The sequence below is a fragment of the Flavobacterium sp. CS20 genome (assembly GCF_018080005.1).
In the GTDB taxonomy this organism is placed as follows: Bacteria; Bacteroidota; Bacteroidia; order Flavobacteriales; family Flavobacteriaceae; genus Psychroflexus.
In genome coordinates, this window is record NZ_CP073015.1 from 1,456,774 (window position 1) to 1,471,059 (window position 14,286).

13 protein-coding genes, 2 tRNA genes and 2 pseudogenes are annotated in these 14,286 nt (G+C 35.4%); 7 read left to right on the forward strand and 10 right to left on the reverse strand.

Annotated elements, in window-relative coordinates:
* The first annotated feature begins 116 nt into the window (after positions 1-116).
* The 4 genes from IGB25_RS06845 (at position 117) to accC (ending at position 4,783) form a co-directional block, all read left to right on the forward strand.
* On the forward strand, positions 117-1,673 hold the full coding sequence (locus tag IGB25_RS06845; RefSeq protein WP_211066732.1) for an aldehyde dehydrogenase family protein: 1,557 nt from the start codon (positions 117-119) through the stop codon (positions 1,671-1,673).
* A 192-nt stretch (positions 1,674-1,865) separates the two neighbouring features.
* Positions 1,866-2,861 carry a beta-ketoacyl-ACP synthase III gene (locus IGB25_RS06850; RefSeq protein WP_211066733.1) on the forward strand — a complete coding sequence of 332 codons (996 nt, stop codon included), beginning with the start codon at positions 1,866-1,868 and terminating at the stop codon, positions 2,859-2,861.
* A 17-nt stretch (positions 2,862-2,878) separates the two neighbouring features.
* Complete coding sequence (accB, locus tag IGB25_RS06855) at positions 2,879-3,373, forward strand: acetyl-CoA carboxylase biotin carboxyl carrier protein (RefSeq protein ID WP_211066734.1); 495 nt, start codon at positions 2,879-2,881, stop codon at positions 3,371-3,373.
* A 48-nt stretch (positions 3,374-3,421) separates the two neighbouring features.
* On the forward strand, positions 3,422-4,783 hold the full coding sequence (accC, locus tag IGB25_RS06860; RefSeq protein WP_211066735.1) for an acetyl-CoA carboxylase biotin carboxylase subunit: 1,362 nt from the start codon (positions 3,422-3,424) through the stop codon (positions 4,781-4,783).
* Between the two features lie 22 nt (positions 4,784-4,805).
* On the opposite strand, the gene IGB25_RS06865 is transcribed toward accC, so the two are convergent.
* Positions 4,806-5,690, reverse strand: a complete 885-nt coding sequence (locus IGB25_RS06865; protein WP_211066736.1) for an AraC family transcriptional regulator — start codon at positions 5,688-5,690, stop codon at positions 4,806-4,808.
* Positions 5,691-5,892: 202 nt separating this feature from the next.
* On the opposite strand from IGB25_RS06865, the gene hemA reads away from it, so the two are divergent.
* Positions 5,893-7,152, forward strand: a complete 1,260-nt coding sequence (gene hemA, locus IGB25_RS06870) for a glutamyl-tRNA reductase (protein WP_211066737.1) — start codon at positions 5,893-5,895, stop codon at positions 7,150-7,152.
* Between the two features lie 18 nt (positions 7,153-7,170).
* On the opposite strand, the gene IGB25_RS06875 is transcribed toward hemA, so the two are convergent.
* From IGB25_RS06875 to IGB25_RS06910, 8 genes and pseudogenes are all read right to left on the reverse strand, one after another.
* The gene (locus IGB25_RS06875; RefSeq protein WP_211066738.1) at positions 7,171-7,608 is read right to left on the reverse strand and encodes a retropepsin-like aspartic protease; all 438 of its coding nucleotides are present in this window, start codon (positions 7,606-7,608) and stop codon (positions 7,171-7,173) included.
* Positions 7,609-7,832: 224 nt separating this feature from the next.
* Positions 7,833-8,048: a transposase gene (locus IGB25_RS06880; RefSeq protein WP_371815960.1), complete on the reverse strand. Its 216-nt coding sequence runs from the start codon at positions 8,046-8,048 to the stop codon at positions 7,833-7,835.
* 56 nt (positions 8,049-8,104) lie between these two features.
* Positions 8,105-8,887 carry an enoyl-CoA hydratase/isomerase family protein gene (locus tag IGB25_RS06885; protein WP_211066739.1) on the reverse strand — a complete coding sequence of 261 codons (783 nt, stop codon included), beginning with the start codon at positions 8,885-8,887 and terminating at the stop codon, positions 8,105-8,107.
* A gap of 2 nt (positions 8,888-8,889) precedes the next feature.
* Positions 8,890-9,882, reverse strand: coding sequence for a PAS domain-containing sensor histidine kinase (locus IGB25_RS06890; RefSeq protein ID WP_371815961.1), 993 nt, complete (start codon positions 9,880-9,882; stop codon positions 8,890-8,892).
* A 636-nt stretch (positions 9,883-10,518) separates the two neighbouring features.
* A pseudogene (locus tag IGB25_RS06895) lies at positions 10,519-10,895 on the reverse strand (CopD family protein); the annotation flags it as partial.
* Between the two features lie 3 nt (positions 10,896-10,898).
* Positions 10,899-11,552, reverse strand: coding sequence for a CoA transferase subunit B (locus IGB25_RS06900; protein WP_211066740.1), 654 nt, complete (start codon positions 11,550-11,552; stop codon positions 10,899-10,901).
* 69 nt (positions 11,553-11,621) lie between these two features.
* Complete coding sequence (locus IGB25_RS06905; protein ID WP_211066741.1) at positions 11,622-11,975, reverse strand: four helix bundle protein; 354 nt, start codon at positions 11,973-11,975, stop codon at positions 11,622-11,624.
* A 73-nt stretch (positions 11,976-12,048) separates the two neighbouring features.
* A pseudogene (locus tag IGB25_RS06910) lies at positions 12,049-12,743 on the reverse strand (CoA transferase subunit A).
* A 165-nt stretch (positions 12,744-12,908) separates the two neighbouring features.
* Here IGB25_RS06910 and IGB25_RS06915 point away from each other — a divergent pair.
* Together IGB25_RS06915 and IGB25_RS06920 are read left to right on the forward strand one after the other, a co-directional pair.
* A tRNA-Ser gene (locus IGB25_RS06915) sits at positions 12,909-12,991 on the forward strand.
* Between the two features lie 305 nt (positions 12,992-13,296).
* Positions 13,297-13,371, forward strand: a tRNA-Pro gene (locus tag IGB25_RS06920).
* Positions 13,372-13,616: 245 nt separating this feature from the next.
* Here IGB25_RS06920 and IGB25_RS06925 read toward each other — a convergent pair.
* Positions 13,617-14,276: a hypothetical protein gene (locus IGB25_RS06925; protein WP_211066742.1), complete on the reverse strand. Its 660-nt coding sequence runs from the start codon at positions 14,274-14,276 to the stop codon at positions 13,617-13,619.
* Between the last annotated feature and the right edge of the window lie 10 nt (positions 14,277-14,286).

Genomic DNA, 14,286 nt, shown 5'->3' on the forward strand with positions numbered 1-14,286 from the left:
AAAAAGTATATTCATTAACATTCAATTTTTAAAAAATATATTTTAAAGCCTTGAGACGTTTTTTAAATTATTAAATTCGCAATCAAAATAATCAATTTTAAAAAAAAAACAAAAAAATGACAACACATATTTCCGATAAATACGGAATTGATAAAGCCTTAAAAGAATTAGATATTCAATTAGAAAATCACGGCACGTCGTTTAACCAAGATTTTTATGGTCATGGAGAAATGATAGCATCGTATTCACCTGTTGACGGTCAGCTTATTGGCAAAGTAAGTCAAACTACTGCAGAAGATTATGAAAAGGTCATTCAACAAGCCGAAAAAGGATTTAAAGCCTGGCGACAATGGACAGCACCTCAGCGTGGCGATGTGGTGAGACAATTTAACGACGAACTCAGACGGCTTAAAGCATCGCTTGGAAAATTGGTCTCTTATGAAATGGGAAAATCTTATCAAGAAGGTCTTGGCGAAGTTCAAGAAATGATTGATATCTGTGATTTTGCTGTTGGCTTATCAAGACAACTATACGGGTTTACTATGCATAGCGAAAGACCAGGTCATCGTATGTATGAACAATGGCATCCGCTTGGTGTTGTAGGTATTATTTCTGCGTTCAATTTTCCCGTTGCTGTTTGGTCTTGGAACACCGCTTTAGCTTGGGTTTGTGGAGACGCCAGTATCTGGAAAGGTTCTGAAAAAACACCATTAACTTCTGTAGCTTGCCAAAAAATAGCGACTCGGATTTTTAAAGAAAACAATGTTCCTGATGGGATTTCATCTTTAATTACTGGCGATTATAAAGTCGGTAAACTGATGACAAACGATAAGCGTATTCCGCTTATTTCGGCTACAGGCTCTATAAGAATGGGTAAAATTGTAGCCCAAGATGTAGCTAAACGTCTGGGGAAATCACTTCTGGAACTTGGCGGTAACAATGCCATCATCATCACACCCGATGCTGATATCAAAAATACAGTTATAGGTGCGGTATTTGGTGCTGTTGGTACTTGTGGACAACGCTGCACTTCTACCAGACGACTTATCATTCACGAATCGGTGTACGATGAAGTGAAAAATGCCATTACAGATGCATACAAACAAATCAAAATCGGAAATCCTTTAGATGAAAATAACCATATGGGACCTTTGATTGATAAAGATTCAGTCAATAACTATCTCAATGCACTTAAAACGGTTAAAAAAGAAGGTGGTAATGTTTTGGTAGAAGGCGGTGTTTTAGAAGGTGAAGGTTACGAAAGTGGTTGCTACGTGAAACCAGCAATTGCCGAAGCTGAAAATCATTTTAAAATTGTTCAAGAAGAAACTTTTGCCCCAATCCTCTACCTCATTAAATACAAAGGTGATTTAAGTGAAGCCATTCAAATCCAAAACGACGTTGTTCAAGGCTTATCTTCAGCAATTATGACAAATAACCTTAGAGAAGCCGAACAGTTTTTATCGGCTCAAGGCTCAGATTGTGGTATAGCCAATGTCAATATTGGAACTTCTGGTGCTGAAATTGGCGGTGCATTTGGTGGCGAAAAAGAAACTGGTGGTGGAAGAGAATCTGGCTCAGATGCTTGGAAAGTTTATATGAGAAGACAAACCAACACCATAAACTATACCTCTGAATTACCATTAGCACAAGGCATAAAATTTGACTTATAATTATTTGATATTTAATATTTTAAACATAAATTTAAAATATTTTGTAATGTTAAATTTAAATAGATGTTAATTAAATGTTGTATAAGATTTTTGATATACCCCAAAAATGATTTTACTTTGCATCATATTAAATTTGGTTTTAGCCTCATTTTATTTCAGCCTAGCTGTTATCAAATGACTTAAAAATAACTTATGCAAAAAGTTACCGTCGCCATAACAGCTACGGGTTTTTATGTTCCAGAAGACATTCTTAGCAATAAGGATCTTGAACAAATGGTGGATACTACTGATGAGTGGATAACGACGAGAACTGGCATTAAAGAACGCCGAATTTTAAAAGAAAAAGGTAAAGGCACTTCTTTTCTCGCCATAAAAGCATGTAAAAACCTTATAGATAAAAGTGGCTTAGACCCTAAAGAAATTGACCTACTCATTGTAGCAACCGCCACACCCGATATGCCTGTAGCAACAACCTCTGCTTATGTTGCAAGCAAAATAGGTGCTACAAATGCATTCTCTTACGACTTGCAAGCCGCTTGTTCAAGTTTTTTATTTGGCATGTCAACTGTCGCAAGTTATATTGAATCGGGTCGTTACAAAAAAATTCTTTTAGTTGGAGCTGATAAAATGTCATCAATAATAGATTATGAAGACAGATCAACTTGTATTATATTTGGCGATGGAGCAGGTTGTGTGCTTTTTGAACCTAACTTTGAAGGCTTAGGTTTGCAAGATGAATATCTGAGAACTGATGGTATCGGCAGAAACTATCTCAAAATAGAAGCTGGCGGATCTATACTACCAGCTGATGAAAATACAGTTGCAAACCGTCAGCACTATGTTTTTCAAGATGGACGAACCGTTTTTAAATTTGCAGTTTCAAACATGGCTGATGTCAGTGCAAAAATTATGGAACGCAATAGCTTATCTTCAGATGATATTGATTGGTTAGTTGCTCATCAAGCCAACAAAAGGATCATCGATGCCACTTCAAAGCGGATGAATATAGTTGAAGACAAAGTATTGATGAATATACACCGTTATGGCAATACAACCTCAGCAACACTACCACTGTTATTAACAGATTATGAACATCGACTCAAAAAAGGAGATAATATTATATTTGCCGCTTTTGGCGGTGGATTTTCATGGGGTGCCATCTATTTAAAATGGGTATATAATTCCTAAACCTAAATCTAAACACTATGAATTTAAAGCAAATTCAAAATCTTATCAAGTTTGTCGCTAATTCTGGAGCCAGTGAAGTAAAACTGGAAATGGATGATGTAAAAATTACCATTAGAACTGGATCAAGCGACGATAATAAAGAAACTATTGTTCAGCAAATTCCTGTCGGTGCCGTTCAACATCAAACCGTCGCACCTCAACCCGTGCAACAACAAAGCACTCAACAATCAGAAGAAAGTGCAGAATCTAAGGACACCAAAGAAGATGACAACTTGGTTACTATAAAATCGCCAATCATAGGAACCTTTTATAGAAAACCTTCACCAGACAAACCTGTATTTGTAGAAGTTGGAGATACCATCAAAGAAGGCGATGTGCTCTGTACCATAGAAGCTATGAAGCTTTTCAACGAAATTGAAAGTGAAGTTTCAGGTAAAATTGTAAAAGTGTTGGTTGACGATGCCACACCGGTTGAATTTGATCAACCTTTATTCCTCGTTGATCCATCATAAAAGAATTTTCAGCGACTTGTGATTAATGATTTAAATCTATAAAAAGGTATGTTCAAAAAAATACTAATTGCCAATAGAGGTGAAATCGCCTTGCGTATTATCAGAACTTGTAAGGAAATGGGCATCAAAACCGTTGCAGTATATTCTACTGCAGACAAAGAAAGCTTACACGTAAGATTTGCCGATGAAGCCGTTTGCATTGGTCCAGCCGCAAGTAATGAATCTTATTTAAAGATCCCAAATATTATTTCAGCGACCGAAATCACTAATGCAGATGCAATCCATCCTGGCTACGGATTCTTGTCAGAAAATGCCAACTTTTCTAAAATTTGTAAAGAACACGATATCAAATTCATAGGTGCTTCACCTGAAATGATTTCTAAAATGGGAGACAAAGCCACGGCAAAAGCTACTATGAAAGTCGCTGGCGTGCCTTGTGTTCCTGGATCTGATGGCATTATCAAAGATTTTAAAGATTGCCAAAAAGTTGCTGAAAAAACAGGCTATCCCGTGATGCTTAAAGCTACGGCTGGTGGTGGCGGAAAAGGTATGCGTGCCGTTTGGAAAGAAGATGATTTAGAAAAAGCATGGGAGTCTGCACGCCAAGAATCAAAAGTCGCTTTTGGCAATGACGATATGTATATGGAAAAACTCATCGAAGAACCAAGACATATCGAAATACAAATCGTTGGTGATCAAACAGGCAAAGCTTGTCATCTTTCAGAAAGAGATTGCTCTATACAACGACGACACCAAAAATTGACCGAAGAAACGCCTTCACCTTTTATGACTAAAGCCCTACGTGAAAAAATGGGTAATGCCGCTATTAAAGCTGCTGAATATATTAAATATGAAGGTGCAGGAACCATTGAATTTCTTGTAGATAAACACAAGAATTTCTATTTCATGGAAATGAATACCAGAATTCAAGTTGAACATCCTATTACTGAAGAAGTTGTTGAACATGACTTGATTAAAGAACAAATTAAAGTCGTCGCTGGTATTCCTATCTCGGGTAAAAATTATTTTCCAAGATTACATTCAATAGAATGCAGAATCAACGCCGAAGATCCATATAATAATTTTAGACCTTCACCTGGTAAAATTAATAATCTTCATGCTCCTGGCGGACATGGCGTGAGGCTTGACACACATGTTTATAGTGGTTATGTGATACCGCCAAACTACGACTCTATGGTCGCCAAGCTAATTACTACCGCACAAACTCGTGAAGAAGCTATCAACAAAATGAAAAGAGCACTTGATGAATTTATCGTTGAAGGCGTTAAAACCACTATCCCTTTTCACAGACAATTGATGGATCATCCAGATTATTTAGCAGGAAATTATACCACCAAATTTATGGAAGACTTTGTAATGTCTAAAGAATACGATGACGAAGATGATTGAAAACAAAAACTTTTAGAAAACATTAAACTTTAGACTGCAAATACTTCTTTGGTGTTGTTCCAAATTTTTTCTTAAACGCCGTTATAAAATGACTGGCTGTGCTGTAACCTAAAGTCAAACCTATTTCGTTGACGTTCTTATTTCCTTTTTCTAAAAGCTTTCTGGCATATTCCATTTTATGATCGAGTATGTAGGCATAAACCGTATTTCCGTATATTTCTTTAAAACCTTCCTTGAGCTTTTTAAGACCCAAATCTACTTCAGCTGACAACTCTTGCAAACTCGGTGGGTTGGCCATGTGCTGAATGACAATTTCTTTAGCCATTTTGATCTTTCTCACATTATCTTCATCAATCAAAAAAGGACATTGTTCGATATCAGCGACTTCTGGTTTATTAAAAAACAAGCCTAAAAGTTCGTAAACCTTTGCCTTGAGATAAATATGCTCTACCGATGGGTGCAAATTAAAATTGAGAATCTGACTCAAAACTACCGCCATAGATGCTGAAATTTGGTCTTCAGTATAATATTTTTTATCGCGATTGTCTTCGGTCAAAAAATCAATATAATGCGTTGAAGCACTAAATAGTTCGTGTAGTTTTTTTAGAGAAATAAATGCCGAAACTCCTGACGATTTGGGATAAAGTTTAAGATTTACAGGAAGCTTTTGATTGGGGTTATACAACAGCAAACTCTTATCTTCTTTGACATTTAAATTGTATTGACCATCGTTGAAACCAAACGAAATATTCCCTTTCAAACAAAAATGAAATTGAATAAAACTTTCATCTATGGGATATTCAAATTCAGCATGATCATCAGATGGGTTTTGCAACCTGACTATAATTATATTCGGCTCAATCTCAAAAACAGCTTCTGAACCGATAGCGTTATTTTTTAAATTCATTATGATTAGTTTTATTTATTTTTATTTAGAATTAATCTAAACAAATGCTTGATAAAAGCTTTTAACACTGTAAAAATACAATTTTGAATTGATATTGATCAGTTTTTACAAAAATTAGCATAAAACGATAAAAATAGAACTTATAGCGTTATTTTTAAAAAAACTAATGACTTAATTTTGTGGAGCATTTTATGTTTGATAAATGATAGAATACAAAGTTTCAAAATTTCCACACTTCTGTGTAATTGGGCTCAGCTATGAAAAGGCAGATGCAAAAACCAGAGGATTATTTAGTCTGAACCAAAGTCAAAAATCGGCTTTACTTCAGGAGGCTAAATCTCAAGGCTTAGACAGTATAATGGTGGTATCGACTTGTAACCGAACAGAAATATATGGCTTTGCAGAAAATTTAGAAACTTTTATCAATTTACTTTGCAAATATTCAAATGGAGATAAACCTACATTTCAAAAAGTCGGTTACACATATACTAATGACAAGGCTATAAACCATCTTTATAAAGTTGTCGCAGGTTTAGATAGTCAAATTTTAGGGGATTTTGAAATTATCAGTCAAATCAAATCTTCATTCAATCTTTCAAAAAAGAAACAAATCAGCAATGCTTTTTTAGAACGATTGGTCAACTCACTCGTTCAAACCAGTCGAAAAATAAAAAATCAAACCCAAATTTCTTCTGGCATCACATCTGTTTCTTTTGCTTCCGTGCAATACATTTTAGATACTGTTGATCACATTTCTTCTAAAAACATATTGCTTTTCGGAACTGGCAAAATTGGTAGAAACACCTGCGAAAACTTGGTTAAACATACCCAAAACAAAAACATTACTCTGGTTAACCGAACCAAAAATAAAGCAGAAAAAATCGCAGGAAAATTCAACATCAACGTTAAAGATTTCTCTGAACTTCAAGCTGAAATCAGACAAACCGATGTGCTTATTGTTGCTACAGGTGCACAACAACCTACCATCACTAAGGAATTGATTTATCCTAAAAAAGAATTGCTTATTTTAGATTTGTCTATTCCAAAAAACGTTGCCGATGATGTTGCTGATTTACACAATGTTAGTCTTTTGCATTTAGATTATCTCTCACGAATGACCGACGAAACTTTAGAGCGAAGAAAACAATGCATCCCAAAGGCTAAAGCTATTATTGAAGAGCAGAAAAAAGATTTTTACGAGTGGTTGCACACCAGAAAATTTGCACCAACCCTTCAAGCTATCAAATCTAAATTACAAACCTTAGCCGAAAACGAAATCGACTATCAATCTAAAAAAATTGAAGGTTTTGACACCAAACAAGCCGAAATCTTGCAAGAACGTATGATTCATAAAATTACGCGACAATTTGCCAGCCATCTCCGCTATGCTAACGGCACTACCGAAGAAGGTATCTCTTGGTTAGAAAAAATGTTTGATTTAGAAAAAGAATCTGCTGACTAATACTTCAAAACCACTACTCTATTTCAAATACAAAGCTTTCTGCTTATAGTCAATTACAGCTTTGCCAAGTTTTAAAATATCAGCTCCAATAATGCCATCAACTTCAGTTGCTTTATGATTGAGAAGTGCTTCATTGACGTGACTCAAATCAAAAACCACAATATCGGCATCTGGTTCCTGCCATTCGCCAAGGCGTAATTCATTATTTTCAGACACTTTGGTCAACATGTTGATCGCTCCTGCTCCAGTCGCTTTGACTTCGCTTTCCCGTGCAAAAAGCTTAAAATGTTTAATCCGACTAAAATCTACACAAGAGCTTGACGCTCCAGTATCTAAGATAAATCGACCTTCAACACCATTTATAAAAGCTTTCACTTCAAAATGATCCGTTTCTGTATATCGTAACTTCACACGTCGAAACCCCTTTTTCAGCATAAATTCTCGTAATGATGCCATTTGTTTTTTGTGCAAATATACGTTACAATAAAAATATAAAACCTTAGACTATTGTTTAAATCTCTCTAATTTGGGCGTTCCAATTCCTCTACTGACGCTGTCGGTCAGTATGCGGGATTTCCACTGCAATCCCTAACGCAAAAACACACGTGAGCTGATTGTGGTTGACCATTAATATAACGCCCCTACGGGGTTAGTTTTTTAGTTTTCTGTCAAATAACATATTACTCTTCATAATCTACCTCATTTGTTTTTAAAAACTCTATATACTCTTCCTTAAAGCTCTTTTTTTTGATGATGTTTCTCTTGATTTTTGATATAATTCCTATGATGTATTTATATGATTCATCTTTCCATTCTTTGTGTATGAGATTTTGTCTGTATTTCACCGTAAACACCACGTGAAAATATAATTGTGAATAGGTGTTAGCTATAAACATTAATTTAAATATGTCAATCCTAAAGGAGCTCAACTGTTATTTCGATTTATTCTGTATTATTGGCCTGGAAAATTAGGCTTGCGTTTATTTAAAAAAGCTTGTGTGCCTTCTTTAAAATCTTCAGTGCCAAAAGCTTCACCAAAGGCTTTTATTTCTGCCGCATAACCGTCTTGATTATAAGAAAAACCAGCATTTACAGCCTGAATAGCGACTTTGATAGCTACCATAGAATTTTTACAGATTTTACTTGCTAATTTTTGAGTTTCTTCTAATAAATCTTCGGGTTCAAACACGTGATTGACTAACCCAAGACGATAGGCTTCATCAGCATTTATCATCCCAGCCGTCATAATCATTTCCATAGCTTTGCCTTTGCCGACGAGTTGTGGCAAACGCTGTGTGCCACCGTAACCTGGAATAACACCAAGCGATGTTTCTGGCAAGCCCATTTTAGCATTAGTCGAAGCCGTTCTGAAATGAGAGGCCATCGCTAATTCTAATCCACCACCTAAGGCAAATCCATTGACTGCGACTATAATTGGTTTAGAAAAATTTTCTATAAAATTAAATAACGTGTCTTGTCCATTAGCCGCTAATTCTTGACCTTCTTCAACCGAATAATCAGCAAATTCAGCGATATCAGCACCAGCCACAAAAGCTTTTTCTCCAGTTCCGGTGAGTATCACTACGGCAATTTCATCATCATCTTTAATTTCAGTCAAAGCTTCGTGGAGCTCTTGTATAGTTTCACGGTTTAATGCATTGAGTTTTTTTGGTCGGTTAATCCTTAAAATTGCTATTTTATCTTCGTGATTCAATGTGATGTTTTGGTAACTCATATCTATTTAGTTTTAGGTAATGTAATTATAAATGTTGTAAAGGTATTTAATTTAGATTCAACTTCTATCTTACCCTTATGGGTATTGATGATTTTTTTCACCATACTTAAGCCTAAGCCCATTCCAGCGTTTTTGGTTGTAAACTGTGGTTCAAAAATACGATTGATAATGTCTTGTGAAATACCTACGCCATTATCACTCACTTTGATAATGGCATTGTTTGTTGTTTCTTTGACTTCTATTTTAATTTCTGCATCATAAATATCTTCTGTAGCTTGCATCGCATTTTTTATCAAATTAGTCATAATCCTAATGAGCTGTGTTTTATCGATTTGAACAAAAATGGGGTTTGAAGATGGATTAAAACTGATGTTTTCACCTTTAAAAATATCTAAAGACAATTTTAAAACTTCATTGATTTCGATGATTTGATTTTCATTGGCTGGCATTTTAGCAAAATCTGAAAAGGCTGTTGCAATAGTGCTTAAAGTATCAATTTGATGAATCATAGTATTGGCAAACTCATCAACTTCAGCTTTTGAAATGTTCTTGTTTCTAAACTGATGTTGAAAACTTTGCACGGACAAACGCATAGGTGTGAGCGGATTTTTGATTTCGTGTGCCACTTGTCTGGCCATGAGTTGCCAAGCTTCTTCGCGTTCTGTTTGAGCCAGTTTTTGTGCACTCACTTCCAATTCATCTATCATTTCATTGTATGCCGTGATTAAAGGTCTAAGCTCGCTACCTGCTTTTTTTAAACTTATTTTAGGATTAGGTTTATCAAAACTTGTGGATTTTATTTTTTGACTGATTTGCCTTAAAGACTTAATGATATATTTAGACAAAAACAAAGCCAGCAAAACGGTCGCTATTAAAATTATGAAATTTACGGTGTATAATAAGTTTAAAAATTCTCCAAGCTCTCGTTGTAAAAACTCATCATCTTCAACATAAGCTAAATTTAAAATTCCAATGGGTTTAAAATAATTATCCAACAAATACGAATAAGACGATTTGTAGTTTTGATTGTTTTCTGTAAAATTTTTGACATATTTTTTGCTTGAAGAATTGGCTAAGCTGTCAAGGATTTCATCTTTTATTTTTGTTTCAGTGCTGTCTTTATAAAAACTGGCTTTAGACGATTTGAGAAGGTTGCCTTTTAAATCATAAATGTTAACTGTGGTTTGATGAATATCTTGAATTTCATAAATTTTGTCTTTAAAAATTAAAGGGAGTTTATCCGTTTTGACAGGATATGTAGTGGTTCGTTTTATGTATTCTATATGAGAACGAATGGCATTTTCTTTTCGCTCAAGTTTATCTTGATGTAGTTTTTCGGCTTCATTTTTATAGTGATATGACGTTACAATTACAAGTAAGCTCGCACCAAAATCACCAGAGCAATCATAGACAAAAATATCCGAAGTTGAAGTGAATGCCGAAGTGAAAATTTCATGTTGAGTTTAATCTTTGCCCTTTTTAAGGCGATAGTTTTTATAGGCTTTGATGCCAATCATCAACAGTAAGCCAAGGGCGATTAACCCAAATATACCAAAAACCCAGCCAATACTTGTTTTGAGCACAGCCAAAAATACTACGGCAAACAAAACCACAGTGGCAACTTCATTCCAAATACGCATTTTTGAAGATGACCAGGTTAGTTTGTTTTGTTTCATTTGTATATATAACTGATGGTTTTTTAAATGATAAAGCCATAAAATAATGATAAAAAGCAGTTTGATGTGCATCCAACCCAAAGCTAAAAGTGACGGGTTTAAAACCAATAACCAAACGCCAAAAATCAGTGTAATAACTGCTGATGGTATGTGATCATGTACCACAGACGTTTAGCCATAGATTGTAATTGAGAGCTCAAAATATCTCGCTCTACTTTTGGTTTGTTTTGAGCTTCGATATAGTAAATAAATAACCGCGGAATGTAAAACAAGCCAGCAAACCATGTTACTACAAATATGATATGCAAAGCTTTTATATAAAGATAGGTCATGGTTTATAGTTTCATTTCAGGAATATCACCTTCAATAATTAAATCTCCTTCGGTAGCTGATTTAATTTCCTCTACAGAGACGCCTGGTGCACGTTCCAATAACCTGAAGCTACCATCTACAATATCTAAAACGGCAAGATTTGTTACAATTTTGGTCACACATTTCACACCTGTTATTGGTAATGAACAAGATTTTAGTAATTTAGATTTTCCTGCCTTGTTGGTATGCATCATTGCTACAATAATGTTTTTAGCCGAACCGACTAAATCCATAGCTCCGCCCATGCCTTTGACCATTTTACCTGGAATTTTCCAATTAGCAATATCACCATTTTGAGCCACTTCCATTGCACCAAGAATGGTTAAATCGACATGCTGTCCACGTATCATTCCAAAACTCATCGCCGAATCAAAAAAACAGGCTCCTGGTAGAGCTGTTATGGTTTGTTTACCTGCATTGATCAAATCAGCATCTTCTTGACCTGCGTGTGGAAAAGGTCCCATACCGAGAATACCGTTTTCACTTTGAAATTCTACTTCTATATCGTCTCTTACAAAATTGGCGACTAAAGTCGGGATACCTATACCGAGATTGACGTAGTAACCATTTTGAACTTCCTGTGCGATGCGTTTTGCGATTCCGTTTTTATCTAACATAATTTTCTAATATAATAATTTAAAAATGTATCATTTAAACAATGGATAAACTTTAATAGTTCTGAATAGCTATTTATTTTTGATTGAGTTTTTATTCGTACTAAGTATTTTATATATAATCAACCCCAACTCGTTTACTTTTTCAGTCAGGTTTAATTTGTCATTAGGATATGATTTTGATTTGTTACAAAGTATAAGCCAATATTTGGTTTCTTCTAATTCATTTGTAGCAATTTTTATTTGATGCATAAAATCTATTTTACTTTCAGCATTTTGAGCTTCGCGAACACTAGTACCTATACTTGTGCCTACTTTCAATAATTGTTTAGATATAACATACTTCCTTTTTTCTTCAAGTATTTCGCAATATTCTATGATTAATAAAGCAAATTCAATTGATTTTTCTTTAGCTGTATTTTTCATAGCATAGAGTTTAAAAATTATCAAGTTTTAGAATTGATATATTGTTACATTAAACAAATATTACATTGATTAATTACCTCACCGTTCGTTGTTCAATCCGTTTTTCATAATTTTTCCCTTCAAAAATACGTTGCACAAAAATGCCTGGAATGTGGATAAAGTTGGGGTCGAGTTCGCCTGGTTTAACGAGTTCTTCAACTTCAACGACTGTGATTTTGGCGACTCCACACATATTGGCATTGAAATTTCTAGCTGTGCCTTTAAAAATTAAATTTCCAGCTTCATCGCCTTTCCAAGCTTTAATAAAAGCAAAATCTGCTTTAAAAGCTTTTTCGAGAATGTGAGGTTTGCCATCAAAATCTCTTACTTCTTTACCTTCAGCAACTTCGGTGCCATAGCCTGCTGGCGTATAAAAAGCTGGAATACCGTGTTGTGCAAAGCACGGCAACGCTCTGCTAAAGTGCCTTGAGGAATGAGTTCGACATCTAAATCGCCATTGAGCATTTGGCGTTCAAATTCTGCATTTTCACCTACATAAGAGGAAATCATTTTTTTGATTTGCTTATTTTTTAATAATAAACCTAAACCAAAATCATCAACACCCGCATTATTAGAGATGCAAGTCACCCCTTTTACTTTTCGGTTGACGAGTTCTGAGATGCTATTTTCAGGAATACCACACAAACCAAAGCCACCGAGCATAAAGGTCATATCATCGGAAACACCTTCTAAAGCCTGTTTGACATTTTGAACAACTTTATTAATCATAAGTTTAGTTTTTGGTTGACTAAAATACAAATTTTAAAAGTTGAAAGTTACTAATAGTTCTTCTTTTTTGAAATAAAGTAAACAAAAAAGTGATGTATTGTTTGGTAAATGTTTAAAGTCAATTTATATTTGCACCCGCTTAAGAAAAAACGTTCTAAAAACATTGGAGAGGTGGCAGAGTGGTAATGCAGAGATTGCTAATCTGTCGACGGTCAAACGTCGCCAGGGTTCGAGTCCCTGTCTCTCCGCAAGGCATTTTAATTTGACTTAGCGATATCAATCAAATAAAACCACTCGGGGTGTAGTCTTTCTTCCGAAGCTTCGGAATCAGGATAAACTCCGCTCGGTCATCGCGTCCCGCCCATGCGGGAAGGTCGCAAGAGTTCAGAACAACTCTTTAAAATGTTCAAAAAAAAACACCATTCGGGGTGTAGTCTTTCTTCCGAAGCTTCGGAATCAGGATAAACTCCGCTCGGTCATCGCGTCCCGCCCATGCGGGAAGGTCGCAAGAGTTCAGAACAACTCTTTAAAATGTTCAAAAAAAAACACCATTCGGGGTGTAGCGTAGCCCGGTCATCGCGCCTGCTTTGGGAGCAGGAGGTCGCAGGTTCGAATCCTGCCACCCCGACAGATAGGGTGTCAAAGGGAAATCTTTTGATACATAAACTAATAAAAACCAGTAAAATACATTTTTACTGGTTTTTTTGTGCCCGTTTGGGAGCATATTCAGTACTGCAAGCACTTAAACAATGGGAATATAAAAAGGCATGCAGGCGATACATTACAAAAGGTTGCTATGGTTTTAGGCAACCTATTGAATTTTAATGCATAATGTGAAATCCGGGTTATCAATTACATTTTTAAACGGTTTTCCTATTCAAGCTCATCAATTTGAACAGAGGTTATTTTAAAATCCTCTGGATTTATGGCACCGTTACGTTCATACGGACTTAACGCAATGACATGCTGGCCATTTGAAACAGAACTAAACACATAATTGATAGTGCGATTAGAATTGCTAACGCTTGATACCTGATTGTCAATAGTAATCTTACCTGAACCTCTAACGTCTTTAAGCTCTATTTTAACTCTGTATTGTTTGCCTGCTCTTGCATTGAACACAATAAACCCGCTGTAGGTATAATATTGATTTCGTGAATAAGCATTGCTGGTTTGACCACTAAGTCTTGGGCCAACGGTAAAGGCTTCGGGCGAATAATTGCCGAAAAAACTAAAGCTCAATCCGTTATCGTATGGATTTTTTGGTGTTATATGGTATTTTTTCCTGCTCGGAAGCGTTAAAAGTGCTTTGTCAACCTTTAAAGGTGAGGTACTTTTTGATAAATCCACCTTGGATGATTGCAGTGTTTTCAGGTCGGCTTTCTTAAGCGTTGGTATGTTGTTTTTTATGCTGACCTTAGTTGAAATGTTCGATGGTTTTTCAACCTTAGTTTTCTTGGGTACAAACTGTGCTTGTCCCAAAAACGGGCTTAGAAATAATGCCAATACTAGTATTTTACTCAGTGTTTTCATGATGTTATAG

What these genes read in the sequence shown, in the direction of transcription:
- IGB25_RS06845 (WP_211066732.1), top strand. Translation starts at nt 117, where the DNA reads ATGACAACACATATTTCCGATAAATACGGAATTGATAAAGCCTTAAAA.
- IGB25_RS06850 (WP_211066733.1), top strand. Translation starts at nt 1,866, where the DNA reads ATGCAAAAAGTTACCGTCGCCATAACAGCTACGGGTTTTTATGTTCCA.
- accB (WP_211066734.1), top strand. Translation starts at nt 2,879, where the DNA reads ATGAATTTAAAGCAAATTCAAAATCTTATCAAGTTTGTCGCTAATTCT.
- accC (WP_211066735.1), top strand. Translation starts at nt 3,422, where the DNA reads ATGTTCAAAAAAATACTAATTGCCAATAGAGGTGAAATCGCCTTGCGT.
- IGB25_RS06865 (WP_211066736.1), bottom strand. Translation starts at nt 5,690, where the DNA reads ATGAATTTAAAAAATAACGCTATCGGTTCAGAAGCTGTTTTTGAGATT.
- hemA (WP_211066737.1), top strand. Translation starts at nt 5,893, where the DNA reads ATGATAGAATACAAAGTTTCAAAATTTCCACACTTCTGTGTAATTGGG.
- IGB25_RS06875 (WP_211066738.1), bottom strand. Translation starts at nt 7,608, where the DNA reads ATGGCATCATTACGAGAATTTATGCTGAAAAAGGGGTTTCGACGTGTG.
- IGB25_RS06880 (WP_371815960.1), bottom strand. Translation starts at nt 8,048, where the DNA reads ATGTTTATAGCTAACACCTATTCACAATTATATTTTCACGTGGTGTTT.
- IGB25_RS06885 (WP_211066739.1), bottom strand. Translation starts at nt 8,887, where the DNA reads ATGAGTTACCAAAACATCACATTGAATCACGAAGATAAAATAGCAATT.
- IGB25_RS06900 (WP_211066740.1), bottom strand. Translation starts at nt 11,552, where the DNA reads ATGTTAGATAAAAACGGAATCGCAAAACGCATCGCACAGGAAGTTCAA.
- IGB25_RS06905 (WP_211066741.1), bottom strand. Translation starts at nt 11,975, where the DNA reads ATGAAAAATACAGCTAAAGAAAAATCAATTGAATTTGCTTTATTAATC.
- IGB25_RS06925 (WP_211066742.1), bottom strand. Translation starts at nt 14,276, where the DNA reads ATGAAAACACTGAGTAAAATACTAGTATTGGCATTATTTCTAAGCCCG.